General features: G+C 53.2%; 4 protein-coding genes and 1 rRNA gene. 1 reads left to right on the forward strand and 4 read right to left on the reverse strand.

Translation table 11 applies throughout. From position 1 onward, the window contains the following. Positions 1–45: 45 nt before the first annotated feature. From ABNS49_RS13510 to ABNS49_RS13520, 3 genes are read right to left on the reverse strand one after another with little or no spacing between them, the layout of a single operon-like run. The gene (locus ABNS49_RS13510) at positions 46–1,473 is read right to left on the reverse strand and encodes a glycoside hydrolase family 32 protein (RefSeq protein ID WP_135981375.1); all 1,428 of its coding nucleotides are present in this window, start codon (positions 1,471–1,473) and stop codon (positions 46–48) included. A gap of 12 nt (positions 1,474–1,485) precedes the next feature. Further along, positions 1,486–2,592, reverse strand: coding sequence for a glucose PTS transporter subunit IIA (locus ABNS49_RS13515; protein WP_277820871.1), 1,107 nt, complete (start codon positions 2,590–2,592; stop codon positions 1,486–1,488). Continuing rightward, on the reverse strand, positions 2,589–3,389 hold the full coding sequence (locus ABNS49_RS13520; RefSeq protein WP_277820872.1) for a PTS transporter subunit EIIC: 801 nt from the start codon (positions 3,387–3,389) through the stop codon (positions 2,589–2,591). Before ABNS49_RS13520 ends, ABNS49_RS13515 begins: the two co-directional genes overlap by 4 nt. Before the next feature lie 230 nt (positions 3,390–3,619). On the opposite strand from ABNS49_RS13520, the gene ABNS49_RS13525 reads away from it, so the two are divergent. Next, on the forward strand, positions 3,620–4,633 hold the full coding sequence (locus ABNS49_RS13525; protein ID WP_135981376.1) for a LacI family DNA-binding transcriptional regulator: 1,014 nt from the start codon (positions 3,620–3,622) through the stop codon (positions 4,631–4,633). A 34-nt stretch (positions 4,634–4,667) separates the two neighbouring features. Here ABNS49_RS13525 and rrf read toward each other — a convergent pair. Next, positions 4,668–4,782: ribosomal RNA gene (rrf, locus tag ABNS49_RS13530) — 5S ribosomal RNA — on the reverse strand. Positions 4,783–4,875: the final 93 nt, after the last annotated feature.

The following is a 4,875-nucleotide window of genomic DNA, read 5'->3' on the forward strand; positions in this document are numbered from 1 at the left end:
ATCGACAACAAATCAAGCAATAATATTTCAAACTATTTCATAATTTTATACTTGACTTCCTATATAGTTGTCTTTCCCGACGCGATACGCGTCCATCGCGCGAACGACCAGCTCCATCGGTCCGTCCGACACGATCTTATTTAATTCCATATTATCATAAATTCTTGAGGTGAGCGCGTATTGTCCGCCATTCACAAAAATTTCCACGCTCGACGTATCGCTAAACACATCGAGGGTCTCGATTCGTCCGACTTCGACGTGGCGCGCGTCGCGGCCGTATCCCGACTGCTTCAGTGAAAACGTAAGCAAGCCATTCGCGTATTCAATCTCGCAATCCTCGCGCAGGCGAACATGAAACGAATCCGTCAAAGGCGTCAGCGTCGCGTGAAAGCACGGCGTGCCGACATCCACCGTCTCGCCGGCCTGAAGTTTTTGACTCCACTCTGTCCGTTTTAAATCCAGCACTTCCTCGATTGGAAACTGGTACAGACGCCCGTTTTCAAGCCACAGCGTTCTTGGCAGCGTCAGCGCGTGCTGCCAGCCGTTCGCCACCGTCGGATTCGAGTACTCCGCATCGGGAATTCCCATCCATCCAATCAAAATCCGCCGGCCTCTCGTATCCAAATACGTTTGCGGCGCGTAAAAGTCGAACCCGTGGTCGAACTCGGCAAACGAGGACAAAGCCGTATGCTCATCGAGCGCGCCATCCACAAGGAAATACCCGTTTTGATACACGTTTTCAAACCGGTATCCGTCCTGTTCGACGCCTTGCGGACACGTCATCAGGATCTTTTGTCCATCGAGCTCGAACAAGTCCGGGCACTCCCACATATAGCCAAACGGCGCGTCGCTTTCCAGCCGTCCGTGAAACGACCACTGCGCCAAATCGTCCGAACGATACACGAGGATCTGGCCCACGTCGTTTCTTGTCCGCGCACCAAGCACCATGTAGTACACGCCGTTTTCCTCGAAGATTTTTGGATCGCGCACATGGCAGCTCAAATCGTGCGGATAGTCCTCGTTTTTGAGCACGTTGCGTTTTTCGGAAAACGTCAGGCCGTCACCGGACGTGAACGTGTTCACATAGTGGCCGCGCCCTTCATAAATATAGTCGAAGTCGCCTTCCTCTTTGATATTGCCTGTATAAAAGAAGTGGATCGTGTCGTCTTTGACAAACGCGCTGCCCGAATACACGCCGTCCTTGTCCAGAGGACTGTCGGGCACCAGCTCGATTGGACGGGACTCAAACGCCTTCCAGTCCGTCGTGGTGTAATGGCCCCATCCTTTTTGCCCTCCCGCTGGCTCGAGGGGAGAGTACTGGTAAAAGATGTGGGTCACGCCGTCTTTTTCACAAAGACCGTTCGGGTCGTTGAGCCACCCGACCGGCGGCATGAGATGATAGCGCAGCCGCCACGGATCGCTGGCGACGCCTGGGGCGTGCGCCTGTTCATATTGATTCCAAAGTGTTTTCATTTTGTTCCTTCCTTACGCGAGTTTGAGCATTTCCGCTCTCGATTCGACCCGCTCTTCATGCAACGTCTCGAACGCTTTGCCGTTGGTGATGACAACCGGCGTTTCCGTCGAAAGTCTGGCTTCCCGGATAGCTTCCAAATCCACATGCATCAAAGGCTGGCCGGCCCGGATCGTGTCGCCGTCCTTCACGAGCACGTCAAATGGTTTTCCATCAAGCGAAACCGTATCCAATCCGACATGGATGAGGATTTCCTCGCCGTTTTCCCCTTGCAGGCCGATGGCGTGTTTGGTCGGAAACACCATCATCACTTTGCCGTTGACCGGCGAGACGAGCGTGCCCTCGCTTGGCGTGATGACGACGCCATCCCCCATCGCCTTGGAGGCGAACATCGGATCCGAGCACGCGCTGACCGGGCGGATGGAGCCGCTCATTGGCGCGTACAGCACGTTGGGCTGGGCGTCCAGCAGCTGAATGGCTTCGATCGCCTTCACCTTCTTTGGCGCTTCCAGTTCTTTTTGACCGAACTTCTTCATCAAAACGACCGTCATGACAACGGAGGTCGCCATCGAAATGCCCAAACCAATCGCGAAGTTCAGCCAGCTTTGCGGCGCGATTGAGATGATGCCCGGCAAACCGGCCGCGCCCATCGCCAGGGCGAGCGTTTTCGTGCCGGCGATCCATGCCGAGCCGGCAGCCGAACCGATGATCGCCGCGTAAAACGGATATTTCAGTTTCAGCGTGACACCGAACATCGCCGGTTCCGTGATGCCAAGCAGCGCCGAAATGCCGGACGCCGTGCAAAGCGATTTAAGCTTTTCGTTTTTCGTCAGGAACAACACGGTGAGCACGGCCGCGCCTTGCGCGACGTTGTTCATCGAGGCGATCGGGAAGATGAACGATCCGCCTGTCGTCTCGGCGGCCGCGATCAGCTGCGTCTCAATGGCCGAGAACGAGTGGTGCATGCCGGTAATCGTGATCGGTGCGTACAGCAGGCCGAAAATGGCGCCGCCCAAAAAGCCGAGGGTCGAATACAGCCACGACAAACCGAAGGCGAGCAAATCGCCGGCTTCGCGCAGCAGCGGTCCGACAAACAGGAACGTGAGCGCGGCGGTAATCAAAATGGACAGCGCGGCGTCGACAAGTTGTCCAGCCAGCTTGGCGTCACTTTATGGAGCCGTTTTTCGATGTTGGCCAAAATCCACGACACGGCCAGAACCGGCAGCACCGTTCCCTGGTAGCCGATGGCTTCCACGCTTAAACCGAACCAGTTCCATGTCGGGATCGTTTCGGCGGACGCGAGCGAATAGGCGTTGAGCAAGTCCGGATGGACCATGATCATGCCCATCGCGGCGCCTAAATACGGGTTGCCGCCAAACTTCTTCGTGGCGGAAAAACCAATGAGCACCGGTAAAAACGTAAACGGCGCGGCCGCGCACATGTTGATGAACGTGGCGATGCTGGCCATAGCCGGAAACAAGTCGATGACGGATTTGCCTTCGACAAACAACCCTTGCGCGGTGAGCACGTTGTTGAGGCCCATGAGCAAGCCGCCCGCGACGATGGCCGGGATAATGGGCACGAAAATGTCGGACAGCACTTTGACGGCCCGCATGACGGGATTGCCTTTTTTCGTGTCGTCTTCCTCGGCTTTGGCTTCATTGGCGCCCAGGCCGGTTTGTTTGAGCACTTCGGCGGTGACGAGATTGACGGTGCCGGAGCCGAAAATGACCTGGTACTGGTCGTTGGCTAAAAAGACGCCTTTGACCTGGTCGACGTCGCTTAACGCCTCCTCATCGACGAGATCGTAGTTTTTGAGTTTCAGACGCAGCCTTGTGGCGCAGTGCATCGCCGAGACGATGTTGTCCTGCCCGCCGACGTATTGAATGACTTGTGATGCGATTTTTGTTGTTTCCATACCTTTCTCCTATTTTCCTTTCTGGTTTTTACTGGTTCTTTTTATGGAACCGATTTCATATTTAAATCCTAAACTTGTTCCATATATTTGTCAAGATAAAAGTGAAACCGATTCCAAAATTTCGATTGTCCGAATAAATAAAGCACATTATGAAAAATATTCTTTCAATTCTATGGAACAGTTCCACATTTTCGCTTGAAAGTGCTTCCTTTCGATTTTATAATGTGCATATGAAACACAAACGAATCACAATGAAAGAAATCGCGGAAGAAGCGGGCGTGGCGAAAAGCACGGTTTCGCGTTATTTCAACGATGGCTATGTAAAAGAGGAAACCCGGGAAAAGATCCGGAAAATCATCGAGGCGCACGACTACGAGCCGAGCGCGGCGGCCTCGAACTTGAAGGCGAAGGAAACCAAAACGATCGGGATCATCGCGCCGACGATCAACTCGAACACCTCGTCCCGGCTTTTGACGAGCATCAACGCCTATTTGAAGGAAAAAGGATATACGGTGATTTTGATTGACACGGACCACGACATCAACGACGAGATCCGCTCGATCCAGTATTTTGAAAGTTTGCGGGTCGATGGCATCATTTTGGTGGCGACGAATATCAACCTGATCCACCAGAAACTTGTGCATGAATCGCAAATTCCGATTTTAATTGTCGCCCAGCATTTTAAAAACGGCGTATCGATCATTTACGACGACTATCGGGCCGGCTATGCGGCCGGCGAATACGCCGCGAAGATGGGGCATGAAAACGTGCTGTTTTTAGGAGTCAACCGCGTCGACGAGGCGGTGGGCGTCCAGCGCCGAAAAGGCGTCCTGGAAGCGCTGGAGGAATACGGAGTGCCGAAAATCCACATGCGCGAAACGGATTTTTCTTTTTCAAAAACAAGGAAGGTCATTCGTCATTATTTGGAGGACCACCATCCGACAATGATTATCGCGGCGACCGATAATTTGGCTCTGGCCTGCTATAAGGAGATTGCAGAAAAGGGACTTCGCGTCCCGGAGGATATTTCCTTAATTGGCTTTGGCGGCTACGAGGTAAGCGAATTGATCACACCTTCGTTGTGCACTTACCGCTTTGATTACGAGCTTGCCGGAAAAATGGCGGGCGCGACGATTTTATCGTTGATCAAAGGCGATCCGGTCGCGACCACCCAGGTCATTGGATTCCGAAAAATAGAAGGGGGCAGCGTGCAAGACCGCCGTAAAAAAGGTGAAGCAAAATAACGCTTCACCTTTTTGTTTGCCAAATAAAAAAAGAGCCGAGCAACGTCCTATTTTCGCAGGCGTCTTGCCAACTATCTTCGGCGCTCGAGAGCTTGACTTCTGTGTTCGGCATGCTTGACAGGTATTTCCTCTCCGCTCTTGCCACTCGTTCTCTTCTCTTTTCCTGTTCGATCTCTCAAAACCAGAAACACGCCTTCTCCCTCTTTCCACAACCCCTTGGTCTTGGCAAGTCATGGGCTCTG

It is taken from the genome of uncultured Dubosiella sp. (genome assembly GCF_964018005.1).
In the GTDB taxonomy this organism is placed as follows: domain Bacteria; phylum Bacillota_I; class Bacilli_A; order Erysipelotrichales; family Erysipelotrichaceae; genus Dubosiella; species Dubosiella muris.

Coding starts and splice junctions, on each gene's coding strand:
- ABNS49_RS13525 (WP_135981376.1), top strand. CDS start 3,620: ATGAAACACAAACGAATCACAATGAAAGAAATCGCGGAAGAAGCGGGC.
- ABNS49_RS13520 (WP_277820872.1), bottom strand. CDS start 3,389: ATGGAAACAACAAAAATCGCATCACAAGTCATTCAATACGTCGGCGGG.
- ABNS49_RS13510 (WP_135981375.1), bottom strand. CDS start 1,473: ATGAAAACACTTTGGAATCAATATGAACAGGCGCACGCCCCAGGCGTC.